Annotated in this window: 10 protein-coding genes; 4 read left to right on the forward strand and 6 right to left on the reverse strand. The window is 37.1% G+C overall.

The window, feature by feature from the left end; genetic code table 11:
* Nucleotides 1–625 precede the first annotated feature (625 nt).
* Nucleotides 626–988, forward strand: coding sequence for a hypothetical protein (locus H6G73_RS20540; protein WP_190607846.1), 363 nt, complete (start codon nt 626–628; stop codon nt 986–988).
* On the opposite strand, the gene H6G73_RS20545 is transcribed toward H6G73_RS20540, so the two are convergent.
* Genes H6G73_RS20545 through H6G73_RS20555 form a run of 3 tightly spaced genes read right to left on the reverse strand, consistent with a single transcriptional unit; the run spans nt 985 to nt 3,344 of the window.
* Nucleotides 985–1,920: an alpha/beta fold hydrolase gene (locus tag H6G73_RS20545; RefSeq protein ID WP_190607848.1), complete on the reverse strand. Its 936-nt coding sequence runs from the start codon at nt 1,918–1,920 to the stop codon at nt 985–987. The two genes, H6G73_RS20540 and H6G73_RS20545, sit on opposite strands and share 4 nt — an antisense overlap.
* Nucleotides 1,921–1,945: 25 nt before the next feature.
* The gene (locus tag H6G73_RS20550) at nt 1,946–2,449 is read right to left on the reverse strand and encodes a DUF4112 domain-containing protein (RefSeq protein WP_190607849.1); all 504 of its coding nucleotides are present in this window, start codon (nt 2,447–2,449) and stop codon (nt 1,946–1,948) included.
* 4 nt (nt 2,450–2,453) lie between these two features.
* Nucleotides 2,454–3,344: a YihY/virulence factor BrkB family protein gene (locus tag H6G73_RS20555; protein WP_190607851.1), complete on the reverse strand. Its 891-nt coding sequence runs from the start codon at nt 3,342–3,344 to the stop codon at nt 2,454–2,456.
* 183 nt (nt 3,345–3,527) lie between these two features.
* On the opposite strand from H6G73_RS20555, the gene H6G73_RS20560 reads away from it, so the two are divergent.
* Nucleotides 3,528–4,055, forward strand: a complete 528-nt coding sequence (locus H6G73_RS20560) for a hypothetical protein (RefSeq protein ID WP_190607853.1) — start codon at nt 3,528–3,530, stop codon at nt 4,053–4,055.
* Between the two features lie 88 nt (nt 4,056–4,143).
* Here H6G73_RS20560 and H6G73_RS20565 read toward each other — a convergent pair whose 3' ends face one another.
* Nucleotides 4,144–6,309 (reverse strand): calcium-binding protein, encoded by a 2,166-nt coding sequence (locus H6G73_RS20565; protein WP_190607854.1) that lies wholly within the window; start codon nt 6,307–6,309, stop codon nt 4,144–4,146.
* A gap of 616 nt (nt 6,310–6,925) precedes the next feature.
* Nucleotides 6,926–8,017 (reverse strand): threonine synthase, encoded by a 1,092-nt coding sequence (gene thrC / locus H6G73_RS20570; protein WP_190607856.1) that lies wholly within the window; start codon nt 8,015–8,017, stop codon nt 6,926–6,928.
* Nucleotides 8,018–8,301: 284 nt separating this feature from the next.
* On the opposite strand from thrC, the gene H6G73_RS20575 reads away from it, so the two are divergent.
* Nucleotides 8,302–8,499: a hypothetical protein gene (locus H6G73_RS20575; protein ID WP_190607858.1), complete on the forward strand. Its 198-nt coding sequence runs from the start codon at nt 8,302–8,304 to the stop codon at nt 8,497–8,499.
* Between the two features lie 12 nt (nt 8,500–8,511).
* On the opposite strand, the gene H6G73_RS20580 is transcribed toward H6G73_RS20575, so the two are convergent.
* Nucleotides 8,512–10,782 (reverse strand): hypothetical protein, encoded by a 2,271-nt coding sequence (locus tag H6G73_RS20580; RefSeq protein ID WP_313948769.1) that lies wholly within the window; start codon nt 10,780–10,782, stop codon nt 8,512–8,514.
* Between the two features lie 1,440 nt (nt 10,783–12,222).
* Between H6G73_RS20580 and H6G73_RS20585 the strand changes: the two genes are divergently transcribed.
* Nucleotides 12,223–13,815 (forward strand): FkbM family methyltransferase, encoded by a 1,593-nt coding sequence (locus tag H6G73_RS20585; RefSeq protein ID WP_190607861.1) that lies wholly within the window; start codon nt 12,223–12,225, stop codon nt 13,813–13,815.
* Nucleotides 13,816–13,948 lie beyond the last annotated feature (133 nt).

The following is a 13,948-nucleotide window of genomic DNA, read 5'->3' on the forward strand; positions in this document are numbered from 1 at the left end:
AAATTTTTATGTGTTTTTTGACATTTATTGTTGATTTTGGGTTAAACAAAAATCATTTTCTGTCATGGGTATAAATGATTAATAGTCACGACTCATAATTCTGTATCAACTCTTTAACATATAGACAATATGATGCAGAGTAAAAACAAAGGTGAAATCAAGATTATACCTGCTTAAGCGAATAAACCTGAATCATGTGACAAAGTATTTACTTTCGATTAAACGAATCTAATAATAGTTATATGCGTTATGTTTCATCTTTATCCTTTAGTGCATAAAGTGCATAATTAGCTAACTAGGTGCTGATATTTCCCAACTAATGGAACACTTCAAACCAAATAATCTACCAACAACAACTAGTAAAGTCATTAACCAGCTAAATATCAGCAAAAAAGCTACTTAATTTGCCCCGATATTTACTGATACTGAGAGCTTAGTTACTCTAGTAAAATTATAGAATGAAGGTCAGCATTAAATTGTCAGCATGTGGCAAAACTTGCCAAGCTCGGCAAACAGTATTTATTCACAACCCAAAATTTCAATAAATTGCTAATTTTTTCTGACTGTTAGCTCATATCCGACTAATGAGTGGTAAAGAATAAAAAGTACAATTCTGCAAGGAAACATGGACAATAGTCAGAGTGTACAACAGGAGCCAGAGGAACCAAAAGATGGAAATTTAGAGGTGGTCAAAAGTAAAACCATACCTCGACCCTGGCTCAAGAATTATTTTTTGCTACTGTTATCAGGTATGGTGGGGATTTCTGTAACAGTATCAGTATTTGCGTACTACCAACTGATTGAGATTGGAGATGTACCACCAACCAAACCCGAAAAAATTAAACGTGCTACTCCAAAAGTTCAAACCCCATTACCACCTGATAGCACGAATCCTCTTCCTGTGTGGATGGTAATTGCGATCGCTCTTTGCTGTGGTACGGGGTGTTTGGTGATATTTCGCTTACTCAAACTACCAAAACAAGTTTAAATATATCCGGTATCCTGTAAAAATTCCAAAATTGCTGTATTCACAACTTGTGCTGCACCAGTTGACGCATCATGGTAACAGTTATTTAAGATTTTCAATTGTGAATTGGGAAGATATCGATGTAATTTTTCCCCATGAATAGCTGGAAACCAACTATCTTGATCACCCCACAAAATTAAAGTTGGACATTCAAGTTTATGCAAGTTATTTTGAATATGAGTGAGCATATTAGGCTGATTAGCCTGTAAATTTTCGATTTCTTTAGCTGCTAACTGCAAATCTTCAGCTACCTTCACCAAAGTTCCTGGTAATTCAATAAATGGATAAGTAATCCAATAAACATCTTCTTCGGTAAGAATAGAGGGGTCAAATAGCACTTTACGTCTTTCTATACCCATAATTTCCCGCACTAATGGTGCAAATAAAAATGGTAACCGTAAAGCATCAATGCTTTGGATAATTTCTATAGGAGTTTGTGCCAATATTCCCATAGCCCAATGGGGTAATTTATCTGTAAATACTGGTGCATTAATGACTACTAATCTGCCGATTAATTCAGGATTTTTTGCTGCTAAGGCTAAAGCAACTAATGCTCCCAAAGATTCGGCTACAATTATGGGTGGTTGGTCACATAGTTCTTTAATAATTCTTTCTAATTCAATTAATTGATGACCATTTTTTTCACGACGCGCAATCGGCTTTTCTGAAAAGCCAAAGCCTTTAGCATCAAAACAAATAACGCGACAATATGCAGATAAGGTATCAATACTATTACGCCAATTGTAGCTCCAACTGCCTAAGCCATGTAATAGCATCAGTGGTCTACCTGTACCTTTTTCTCCATAGGCAATTTGCACGGGATAGCCATCTATATCATTAATAATTAGATTTTGTTGACCTTTGGGAAATTTAGTCTGCCACCAAGTTTTCATTCTTTTTAAAAAATAATCATTCTATCTAACTAGCTGTGAAAGCTGTCCATACCATTCTAATGATTGCTATTGGTATGGCGATTAAAACTATCAGTAATAGTAATAATCCAGCTATTAAAGCAATCATAAACCACTTGTCAGATTTTTGTTGCCGATTGGAAGATTTTAAAGATTCTTCTAACAACTGGATATTGTAAGTGTTGGCTTTCCAAGCAAAATCAAATAAGTCTCCTAACATGGGAATAACACCAACTAAGGAGTCAAAAATTACATTAACAATCATTCTCCCTATAGTGGCTTTGGCAACTCCTAAACGCGCTGATTCTATAATGATGTAAAAAGAAAGTGCTAATCCTAAAAAATCCCCACCAACAGGTAGCAAGCCGATAATTGGGTCTAAACCAATTCCAACTTGTGTACCAGGAATAGTAATAGCATTATCTAGTATTTTTGTCAGTTGGCGGAGTCGTTTTAAAGTTGGTGCATAGCCATGGGATTCTGGAAGGAATGGATCAGCAGAATTAGGCATAAGGTTATTTCTTTAAACTCATTTTTCGGTAGGAGTGCATATCTTCACCTACAGTGACATTAACTTGATAACCGACCAGGAGAACAAAGGCACTCATCCACAACCACAACATTAAAACAATAAAGGTTCCTACTGTACCGTAGACTTTATTATAATTTCCGAAATTAGTTACATAAAGACGAAAAAGTGCGGATAGAACTGCCCAGGAAATTGCTGCTAAAATTGCTCCTGGCATGATTGGTGTTCCAGGGCTTCTCTGACTGGCCCCGTAGCGATAAATAAAAGCAAAGGTGGCTGCAACGACACACAAGGCTACAGGCCAAAGCAACAATTGCCACAGATGTAATAAGAATATTAAAGCAGGATGACCAGCAACAACCATTCCTAATAAAAAATCGCTAATAAATACTAGGAAAGAAGCCAGCATTAGTAATAAAATTGTCCCAATCGTTAATCCTAGAGAAACGAGTTTTGCTTGCCAAAAGGGACGCATTTGATTTGGGTGTATTTGCTGGATTTGATCAAAAGCGGTCATTGCGGTACTGACAGCACCAGCAGCTGACCAGAGAGCGATCGCAAAGCTGAGGGAAAATAAACTACTATTCTTAGAGTTGGCAATTTCTTGGGTAGCAAAATCACTAATTAGTTTCCAAGCTTCTTGGGGTACAACTCGACTCAATTGCACAGCTAGTTGAATAAAGGTATCTTGCACACCTGTGAAGAGGCCAATGGCTGTGAACAATGCCAGAATCGCTGGAAATAAAGATAACATGGCGTTAAAAGCTATTTCCGAAGCTAGTCCTAGTAGTCTTCTTTCTATGGTTCTTGTGAAAGTAAGATGTAGTGTGTGCCTATGTAAATGCTGGAAAAAACGAATAAAGCGAGGCAAAAACATGATATTTGGTTAGTTAGGCTGGGTTTACTCAGGGTAAATGATGAAAGTTCTATACTGGCCTTAGAGGAGGCTACACTAGGACTTTAATCTTAGCTAGGATGATTTTGCTCAAAAGGTGGCCTGATTTCAAACCCTAAATTTTTTACTTTTTGTCATATTTATTTACTACAATTAACTCAAGTCATGACTGACAGTATTGATAAACCTGGGTATTTAACACAGCAATGGTTAGGGGAAATCCAGTCTCTAAAACAGCAGATGATTCAACTTCAGCGAGAACGAGACGAAGCGTGGGAAAGTTCGCAAAAATGGCGACAACTATACAATACTGAAGCTGAACAGAGACGCGCTGAGGCACGAATGCACCAACAAGCGATCGCTTCCCTGAAAACTGAACTGCAAAAATTCCAGGGTATCAACTATGAAAACCTAGCAGAAACTAATACTAGAACAGCGATTGAACAAGAAATATCAAAACTGAGTTCTCTAGAGGAACTGCAAGACAAAGTGATTACCCTCACCCAAGAACGCGATCGCTTGTTACTAGCGTTAAAAACCGAACAAACTAACCACGAACAAACCCGAAAAAGTCTAACCACAGCTTTAGGTGATGCTATTGACAGTTTGGCAAAAGCACGAGTATCCGGTAAAGAGGTAGAAGAAATAAAAGAACAGGTAAACAGTAGTGAATCTGAGACCAAGCCTGTTTGATATCATATTCAACCAGATAGAGATTTAATACCATCTCGTACAATCTCGACATTGACAAAAAAAGTTTATCTGTTTTGTGCACACAGCATCATAAAGTATTTGTATTATTGACAAAATTATTAATACTTAATGTGCCGGTTAATCCTGTAACTTCAATAATTGCATCAGCAGCAGCATTGAACCCTGTTGTGGCATCATTAATAGCGACAAAATTCCTATTTCCTAAACTAAACTGTGCTGCAAAGTTCGCTTGAAAAGCAGCGGTCGTTAATTTGCTGCTAATATCTATGGCATTTAGAGAGCTTACTGTCCCCACATTGACAAATCCTGCTCTCATAATAGTTATACCAAATAAATCATGACCATTATTAGCGTTGAAGTTGCTAATCACATCAAATTCACTTAATAGAGAATCTGTTAAAGTGTAGAAATTAAAAAAGTCGCTACCAGCACCACCAACCAGGGTATCTTTGCCAATACCACCAATTAAAGAATCATTGCCAGCACCACCATTTAAGGAATCATTACCAGCACCACCATTTAAGGAATCATTGCCATTATTCCCAGCAATAGAATCATTTCCTGCTAATCCATCAAAGATATCATTATTATTAGTCCCAGTAAATAAATCATTATTAACAGTACCGATAAACGGTGCTGTCAGTAACCTATCTAAATTCCAACTAGTTCCATTGGTAAATTCTACTCTTTCAATTTGACAACTACTACCATAACCCCAGTTTTTAATTGTCAGTTTATTGCCATTTTTGATGTTAGTTAAATACAGATTATTTTGGTCTCTTGTGAGGTTGATATCTGATGAATTAATTCCGCTGCCAAAACGGATAATATCATTACCACCTGAGTCATAAATAATATCTTGTCCAAAGCCTTGAGCGAACTGGTAAAAGTCATCACCACCATCACCATTTAAGGAATCATTACCAGAACTACCGATGAGGAAATCATTACCTAAACCACCGATGAGGATATTATTACCAGAACTACCAATGACATAATCATTACCTACAGCACCATTTAAGGAATCATTACCAGTACCACCAATGATGTAATCATTACCATTATTGCCAAAAATTGTATCATTACCTCCTAAACCGTAAAAGTCATCATCACCATTGGTACCAAAAAATGAATCATTTCCATTAGTACCCACAAAAATTGCTGTCAGTAATTTAGCCACATTCCAAATCGTACCATCAGCAAATTCTACCTTTTCAATTTGGAAGCTATTACCAGCACCCCAATTCTGAATTGTCAGTTTATTGCCATTTTTAATATTCGTAAAATAAAGATTATTTTGGTCTCTGGTAAAACCAACTTCCGATGAATTAATTCCCGTACCAAAAAGGATGGTATCATTACCACCTGAATCGTAAATAATATCTTGTCCAAAACCTTGATTAAACTGATAAATATCATCACCTGCACCACCAACTAAAGAATCATTCCCTGTACCACCAACTAAAGAATCATTCCCTGCACCACCAACTAAAGAATCATTCCCTGCACCACCAACTAAAGAATCATTCCCTGCACCACCAACTAAAGAATCATTCCCTGCACCACTATCTATTGTGTCATGACCATCACTGCCGGATATACGATCATTGCCTGCTAATCCGTAAAAGATATCATTGTCATTAGTACCTGTAAAAGCATCATTATTATCATTTCCCATGAAAGGTGCTGTGAGTAATTTAGATAAACTCCAACTACTACCATCAGCAAATTCTATATTTTCGATTTGAAAGGTTCCACTGTAACCCCAATTTTGAATTGTCAGTTTATCGGTGCTACTGCCAAAGCGGAAATAAAGATTATTTTGGTCTCTAGTTAAAGTGATATCAAATGAATTTATTCCCGTACCAAAACGGATGGTATCATTACCGCTGGAATCATAAATAATATCTTCCCCAAAACCTTGAGTAAACTCGTAAATGTCGTTATCACTACTACCATTTAAGGAATCATTACCAGTCCCACCAAGAAGAATATCATCACCTGTACCACCGTTTAAGGTATCGTGACCATTTTCACCATTTAAAGAATCATTACCATTATTGCCAGAGATACGGTCATTACCAGCTAAACCATCAAAAATATTATCTTCATGAGTACCTGAAAAAGAATCATTATTAGCTGTGCCAAGAACGGGTAATATGGTTAATTTTGCTATATTTTTATTATTGTTAGTGGGTGAAATTTTGGATGTTGCATTGTTTTGATTTGTCATTGTCAGCACCTTAAGCAATTTCTATTGATTGTGATATAAGCTTTGAATTGAATTGAGCTAGATTAATTTCAGTGTTCATCAGACTTGATCAGTTTGTATATGTATTTAATAGAAAATAAATTTTATAAAAATCACTCCTCATTCAATCGAAAATTCATATATCAGGAGCGATCGCTTGTTTGATAAATCAATACTCTTGATATTACCGTATAAATACTGCGGTAATTTTGAAGATTACTTGTTGAAAGCGTATTGATACCTTAATTTTGTCATTGATAATACCTATATATCAACAACCAATATTAGTGAGTTAAAATATATTTTTTTATAAAAAAATGTTTTTAATTAAAATTCAACATGGTTTATACGCATTAATTAAAAATAATATACATCTGCATATAATTAATTATTGAAGGCAGATAAACGCAGATAATCAACAGGATTTTGTACAGACTTACATAAATATTGATACAGGCATTACCCATAGTGGATTACTGGGGATAAGCACACCTGAATGGATTTAGAAAAATTTGTTTTTTTATGGGTTAAATAGTAAACTATCCCCCCGTTTGGGGGGATGGGAAATCTAAATTTTTGTCCATTGGGGACAATTGCCTCAAAATCCCATTGCTTCTGCTACAGCTTTTAAGTCTGCGGGAATACCTTGTTTAAACTGTGCATGACTGTGCTTGATGGCTGTATCTGGATCTTTTAACCCGTTACCAGTAAGAACACAAACTACTGTTGCCCCGGTGGGTACTTGGTCTTTCACCTTTAATAACCCAGCTACAGAAGCAGCACTAGCAGGTTCACAGAAAATTCCTTCTGATGATGCTAACAACCTATAGGCATCTAAAATTTCTTCATCGGTGACTGCATTAAAACTACCTTGACTAGCTGATTGGGCAGCGATCGCTTTATCCCAACTTGCAGGGTTGCCAATGCGAATAGCTGTAGCGATGGTTTCTGGATGGGACACTGGTTGACCGTTGACTAGTGGTGCAGCACCAGCAGCTTGGAAGCCCATCATTTTTGGCAAGCGATCGCATTTACCAATTTGGTGATACTGACAAAAGCCCATCCAATAGGCTGTGATATTACCTGCATTGCCAACTGGAATGCACAACCAATCGGGTGCATTACCCAAGGCATCTACCACTTCAAAAGCCCCGGTTTTTTGTCCTTCCAACCGATAGGGATTGACAGAATTCACCAATGTGATGGGATAGCTTTCTGCCATTTCCCGCACGATTTCTAACGCGCGGTCAAAATTACCCTGAATAGCTAGGACTTCTGCCCCGTATAGCAATGCCTGTGCTAGTTTACCCAAAGCCACATAACCATCGGGAATTAACACAAAAGCCTTCATACCCCCACGTCGCGCATAGGCAGCAGCAGCAGCAGAAGTATTGCCAGTGCTAGCACATATCACCGCCTTGGCCCCAGCTTCCTTGGCTTTGGTAATGGCCATGGTCATGCCCCGGTCTTTAAAACTACCAGTTGGGTTAAGACCATCATATTTAACGTACACCTGTACCTGTCTGCCAATGCGTTCTGCGATCGCCGGCACGGGAATTAAAGGTGTGTTACCTTCTAGCAAAGTGACAACAGGGGTACTTTCGCTGACAGGCAAATATTCACGATAGGCTTCTATCAGCCCGGGCCAGGGTTGGCGATGAGATTTAGCAACAGACAAGCTCAAAGTCACGGGATTAAAAACTGCTTAACGACAAATTTAAAGATTTTTGCTCGGCAATGGAAAGACTAGTGATCAAGGCATTGCACTTCTTAATTGTATTTTACTTATGGTGTCAATAACTTTACCATGGAGTAGTCAATGTCATCTCTGGAACAGAGTGATTATGATCGTAGTCTCTTATCACCAAACAGGAAATCTATTAGACTATGTGATGGAAAGTATACAATGATTTAACAAAGCTTAAAATCACATTATTATAATATTTATTCCTAAATGGTGTGAGTGTGGATTAAATGACCATGACTATTTCCAGTGTGACTGATACTGAATCCCGCGCAAGCTTAGTTAGTAAGTTAACCAAAGCTTACTATCGAGACGACCAACAGGAGAAGTTTATGGACTTGCAAGCAGAGATAGATTCTCTGTTGCAACAATTACAAAACCTGAAAAATCAACGGGAAGAAGTTGATAGCCAAGGGGATGCAAACTAAACCTATTGGTTGCTACTCAAACAGCCCTTTATTAGATGACCACCGCTTAAGGCTATATCTGTGAGCATCTTCTACAAGTAAAGCTAGAGATTGGCCTTCAGCGAGTTGAGCGATCGCTATCAACACTTGCTGTGATTTTGGCGCCAAGTCGCTATAAATAACCTTACCCCTATCCGAGAAAATTAAAGTTCGGGGTCTAACTTCTCCATCTACTGCCTCGGAAACATCACCTGCTGACTGTTGCAATGATGCAATAGCACTAGCAGAGATAGTTAATACAATTTCTTGTTGACCATCACCAGTTAAATCAATTAACTGCACAGGCCAATCCCACATGAGTGTTGCCATTTCTGAAAAACTAGGAACACTTTGAGTAGTAATTTCCCCGGACTCCTGTAAAGACCGCCATACAGTTGATAAAATATTCTGTACTTTCCCTGTATCTTGTTGAGAAACTTCTTTGATAGTAATTGGAGATGGCTGCACCCATTCCAATGCTGTAGTGGTTAAAGCTAAGGGCTGAGGATAGAGAGAAGTATCTTGTATCTGAGGAATTAATGGCCCCGCAGCTAACAGACGTAATCCTCCTCCTTGTAATTGGAAAGCTTTAATTGTGGCGTTGGTCGTGATTTGTTGTTCGCCATTTTCTAGCCAAACAACAATTTGAATAGAGGACTGAGAACTCAAACCCAAAATATTTGCTAATAATTTACTAGATTTTATAGAAGTCAAATTTAATTTGGTAAAAGGATAATTTAACCAACTCTTACCATCATAAAAACTGCTCACATCTATCTCATACCACACTTGATTATCTGTGAGAGTGAGATTGGTTGCCGTGTCTAAAGGTAGCCAATCATTCTCATTCACCTGGGAGACTTGCTTCACTCCCCCCACAATCTGACTAGAATGGGAAGAAAATTCCGTATTTGTTGTTTCACCATAGAGATTCGCTAACAGGCTATGAATATAAAGCAGAGTCGTGGGATTGACATTAGGCTGACTTTGCAACCATGATTTAGCCCTCTCCTCTCCCCTCTGGGCTGCTAATATCAATGTTAACCAACCTAAAACAGACCTTCTTGTGGGATTTACCCGCAAAGCCGCAGTTGCCCGATTCCATAATCTACCTTGATCAGCCTTAAGTAAAGTGGCTATTTCTTGGGCATTATTTGAGGATGCGGCAAATACCTGGATAGCCTTTTCCCAGCGACCATCGATTAAATCAGCTAGTACCTGTTGACTAGGGTTAGCCCAAGTTTGATTGGCGTGAGTTTTTGTAAATTGAGAATGCAAGCGAATAAAATCTATTTGGGCCTGTGCTGCTGGTGGCAAAGGATTTTTTTGCTGTTTTTGGAAAGTTTCTAACCAAGCTAAAGCTGGAGACCATAATCCATTGCGGGCTAGAAAGAGAGATTGCTGAAAAGCAAAAGCAGGTAATGCTGGTTTTTTGATGTTAATGGCTTCTAGTTGGAGAGAATTAGCTACTAACTGGCTAGATTTGATTTGATAAACTTGCAGTTGTGGTTCTAAATCCACTGTTTGATCTATCACCAATTCTTTTACTTTGCTACCAGTCACCTGTTGCCATTGAGGTAGTTTACCGTTGGGATTGGTCCAAGTTAATAATTGCTGCAAACTACTGCGACTGGGGTTGTAGTGAACAATTTGACCATAGGAGAAAGGTTTGTCTTTGTGTTGTGTTTCACCCCACACATGAAACCAAAATCCCGATGAAAGTGTGGGATCTGCGAAGGCTTTCACTTGAGTTAAAGGTAAGTGTACTGGGGAGTCAGATTCTGATGGTGTTTCATCCACACCAGTCTCCAGAACAGAGACTGTTGGCCCAGTTATAGGTAATTGACTAGCGAGACGGTAGTAAGTGTCTGGTTGTGATTGAAAATTTTCATCTTCTGTCCGTTGATAAATCCTTAACTCTACTAGGAATTGGCAATTAGATTGACAATTAGGACGTGCTTGAAATATTGGTAGTAAAAATAAATTATTTTGCTCATCATCCAAATAGAGGATTTCACCGGGAGTACGTTGCTGCTGAGTCAAAAGGATTTGGATTTCCGAGAGGGTGTAGGGGCGATCGTTATTATTTAAGGGTATTTGTGCCCATGTTGGTAAATATTTATTCACCCATATCACTTTTTCGGGTTTAAAAATGAACAGCACACTCATCCAGCCAAAAGCCATAAACAGACCCGCATTGCTTAACAAGAGAGTCATTGCCAAAATTGACGACAACAAACTACGCTTTTGAGGGCGTTTCCGCATTTTTTTGGCAACTCGCTTACTTCCACTTCCTTGCGGACGAGTTGTAACGATTTGCGAAGATCGTGTCGTGAGTTTGGACGAGTGGTTTGTCATCTGATTTTGTAGTCAATTTGAATAGACTATATGCACCCAAGATTTTTTTGTTTATACTTGCCCTTTGAGAATTTGTCCATAGCTATTGACTAACCATTGACCTCCCAAATCATGCCAATTAGGGCACTAAACTAACCGCTGACACCTTATGCTGATATCAGACTATAGCCAAGATTAGCACCTTATTTCTCAATCTATTTAGCTAAAATTGTGACAACAAACTCAACACTTTTCGACAGTGTGTTACCCCTCCCCGCATCTGTGTCCATCTCATACTAGCTACAGGAGTTCGTAGTTAAAACCTGATGATGCTTGAGTCTGACATTGTTTAACCTGTCCGTCTACTAGCTATGTAGATACATAAATTTGTTTTTTTCACTTGTTGTAACTACCATTTCCCAACAACAAATTGATTACTAAATTAATCTTCTTATTTCTATACAAAAAAGGTTTGGTTCACCACCAAACCTTAATGTAAATCCAGTGCATAACAACATCCCAACCTAATTTAACCTTTTTGTCTTTTTTCCAGCATCTTCCTATGGGATGTATGCAAATTACGGTAGACCTGATAAGCAGTGAAGAAAATGAAATTCACCAATGTAAAAATTAGATTAATGAGTATCTTGCCAATGCCAAATAGATACACTAAAAATTGTGTAAATTAGATCTACCTTACCCCATTTTTGAAAAATTATATGCAGATGAAAATGTATTCCTAATGACAATAAAAGACGGGTAAAACCCGTCACTACTAATAGCTTGAAAGTAGGAATACACCTTGAAAGTTTGAAGAAAAATTATAAATAAAATTAAATAGGTTGCTAGGATAGTAAATGGTATCAACTATCTTGAGGATGTTTACGCCGTTTTTATCCTTGGCATTTACCAATATAGCATACATATTTTTCGGTATATCTGCCAAAATGCCCAAATACATCACCAATAAAAAAGACGGTTTATTTCCCGTCTTGAGTATAAACATGAAAAACATCTTGGTAATTTATTGAAGATAACAAGTTTTTTGAGATGAAGTTGCCAAAATGCCAAGTTTTGGCCAAATACTGATTAAACATTAGAAATGAAGAATCGGTATGATTAGTAACTTATATTACCTGTATATAATTTTCAGCTATTATTAATTTTTATATAGTAAATGAATATCAAATCAAAGGCAGATAAACACAGAGATGAAGAATTTTATGGTTGTGAGGATTATTTGTAGTCGCACATAAAATGGGTATGATATTTTATCTGCCAGGGATTAAATTTGGTCATGGACAAGACAGAATAATTTACAATATAAAATTGTTAAACATCATTGTTGAAAATTAAATACTGTTAAATATGGAATCTCAAAATACTTTCTATCATTTATATTGCCAATATCTGCAACAAGCCATTCTAAATATTGATGAGAAGATATTAAACCCAATTGCGTTGATGATAGAACATACTAATTGGGATAGTCCTATTTCATCAACTGAATGGAATAACTGTGCTGTACTAGCATTTATTGAAGCAGAAAAAAGCTCTGATGATTTAGCGGTGCGTTCTATTTATTTGGAGATGGCAGTTGAAGCTTTGAATAATGGTATTGCCATAGATGCTAATCCCTTGTGTGCTGCTCATTTGGCTTTAATATATAGCATTATTGGTGAAACAGATAAAGCTATTAATTCAGTATTTAATATCATTATTCATACTGTACATCCTGCTGATGTAGGTTCTAATGTCTATACACCTGGATTAATTTATATTTTTACTTATTATCAAAAATTTATTGGACAGGACGATCAAGAATTTAGCAGAGTTTTGTTATCTCAAGATATTTACGAACAAGCATTTTTTGTTTTAAGTGAGGTAATTTGTAATGTCCAGACAATTTTTGTGAAACCGGAAATGCGACGCTGCTTGTATATAGCCAATCAGCTTTTACCAAAGGTATTACATATTAAGTTAAAATTGGCATTATCGATTTTGATTTGTCAAGAAGAAGAAGGAATTATATATTTACACCAAATTAGAAAATTAGTACCTGAGTATATACAAGTCATACAATGTTTATATTTGGCCTATAGAGATTTAAAGAAAATCGAATTCGCTAACTACTGGCATCAGTTAGGGCAAACTTTACAACCCGAATTATACTGGACACAAGTACCTGCAAATAGTGAGTTTACTTATATTAATGTAGATAGTAATTTAGTCATGGCTGTTGAGCCAAGTTTATATAGTATTGTAACCAGTGTTTTAATTACAGACAATCACTGGTTTGAGAAAGAGATGGAGTTTTGGTGTCACCATATTCAACCTGGTATGACGGTGATTGATGTTGGTGCTAATGTGGGAGTTTATACCTTTAGTGCTGCTGTTAGGGTTGGTGCAGAAGGAAAAGTATTAGCTGTCGAACCATTTTCCAAATGTATCAACTGCTTGTATGAAACTGCTAGCATCAATCAGTTATCGTGGGTGAAGGTTTGTCCCGGAGCAGCAAGCGATCGCACTGGTAGTGTAAAATTAATTCTCAATCCTGCTAATGAGCTAAATCGACTAGCATTGGATGGTGAAACCGATAGTCTGACTTCAGATAATTTTGAAGAAGTGAAGTGTTTTACTTTAGATAGTTTGATAGAACAAGAAAATATCACAGCAGTAGATTTTCTCAAACTCGATGCAGAAGGTCATGAAATGGCGGTTTTGATGGGAAGCCAACAACTATTGCATCAGTTTTATCCTGTAATTATCTATGAAAATTTGGCGGGTGAGCAAGGTATAAATGTGGGAGTTAAAGAGTTTTTGATTCATCAAGGATATCAGCTATTTTATTATGAATCTTATACAGAAAAACTGATAGAAGTAGATGCAGTTGATAATGTTATACAAGAGTTAAACGTTATCGCTATTCCCCAACAAAAACTGGCTCAATTTAACTTATAATTATCTATTTACACTGAAGGGGGGACAAAACAGTCTAAAAGACAGATTGTACAAGGCGCATAGCCCTTTGACCCTGTTGATAATACTTGCGCTTATTGGGATGAAGTCTCATTAATTGGGTGACTAAAGATTG

It is taken from the genome of Richelia sinica FACHB-800 (assembly GCF_014698825.1).
GTDB lineage: Bacteria > Cyanobacteriota > Cyanobacteriia > Cyanobacteriales > Nostocaceae > FACHB-800.

Coding starts and splice junctions, on each gene's coding strand:
- H6G73_RS20560 (WP_190607853.1), top strand. CDS start 3,528: ATGACTGACAGTATTGATAAACCTGGGTATTTAACACAGCAATGGTTA.
- H6G73_RS20585 (WP_190607861.1), top strand. CDS start 12,223: ATGGAATCTCAAAATACTTTCTATCATTTATATTGCCAATATCTGCAA.
- H6G73_RS20575 (WP_190607858.1), top strand. CDS start 8,302: ATGACCATGACTATTTCCAGTGTGACTGATACTGAATCCCGCGCAAGC.
- H6G73_RS20580 (WP_313948769.1), bottom strand. CDS start 10,782: ATGCGGAAACGCCCTCAAAAGCGTAGTTTGTTGTCGTCAATTTTGGCA.
- H6G73_RS20555 (WP_190607851.1), bottom strand. CDS start 3,344: ATGTTTTTGCCTCGCTTTATTCGTTTTTTCCAGCATTTACATAGGCAC.
- H6G73_RS20565 (WP_190607854.1), bottom strand. CDS start 6,309: ATGACAAATCAAAACAATGCAACATCCAAAATTTCACCCACTAACAAT.
- H6G73_RS20545 (WP_190607848.1), bottom strand. CDS start 1,920: ATGAAAACTTGGTGGCAGACTAAATTTCCCAAAGGTCAACAAAATCTA.
- H6G73_RS20550 (WP_190607849.1), bottom strand. CDS start 2,449: ATGCCTAATTCTGCTGATCCATTCCTTCCAGAATCCCATGGCTATGCA.
- H6G73_RS20540 (WP_190607846.1), top strand. CDS start 626: ATGGACAATAGTCAGAGTGTACAACAGGAGCCAGAGGAACCAAAAGAT.